Here is a 679-nt window from a genome sequence, read left to right on the forward strand (position 1 = left end):
ATGAGACATCGTCGTGCGCGTGTCCCTTTCGTGGCGAAAAGTCGGACTTCCCAATCCCGATATCCTCTTTCACTGCGGCTCGTTCGACCTTCGAGCGTTAAACTCCGTTCCGTATGTCGGCATTGAATCAGCCTCCAAGGACGATCCGGCGTATCTTGCCAAGCGCGACGCCTATCGTTGCCAGTTCGGCGATGTGCCGTTTGAGGGCGGTATGCATCGGGGCGGCCTCGACGCGGGACCTCAACTTGGTTGCTGGAACCCATATCTTGACGCAGACGGCCGTCTGGAGCGAGTCAAGCCAGCTGACGTCGCGGAAACAACTTCACCGACCAGAGGTGACGTCATAGGTTGCCGGCATCTCCTGCAGCTATCGCTGCGGTGCAAATCCTACGATGGAACGAAAGGGGCTCGAAGCCGTTCTGACTGTTGCGTGACGCGCATCTGAACCGGTTTGCCGGTCCGCACGAAAAAGGACGACCTATCTTGGACATCTCTTTGGCACTAAAAGCTACAACGGCTGCGCTGGCTGGCGATGTTTCCAACGTCGAATATGCTGCACTCCGCGCCGCTAGCAACATGCCGTTGGAATCTTCAGATTTCGATCGCGGGATCGCGGCAGGTATTGTGATTGCATGTCTTATGGAACATGAGGAAGAACTCGGTTTGGCCGAGAGCGTAT

General features: G+C 56.4%; 1 protein-coding gene. It reads left to right on the plus strand.

Annotated features, from left to right (window positions below; all coding sequences use genetic code 11):
* Window positions 1-483: 483 nt before the first annotated feature.
* The coding region (locus tag AC2YI2_RS35110; RefSeq protein WP_487391135.1) for a hypothetical protein at window positions 484-679 on the plus strand (196 nt) is incomplete at its 3' end.

It is taken from the genome of Rhizobium sp. SRI_017 (assembly GCF_057586295.1).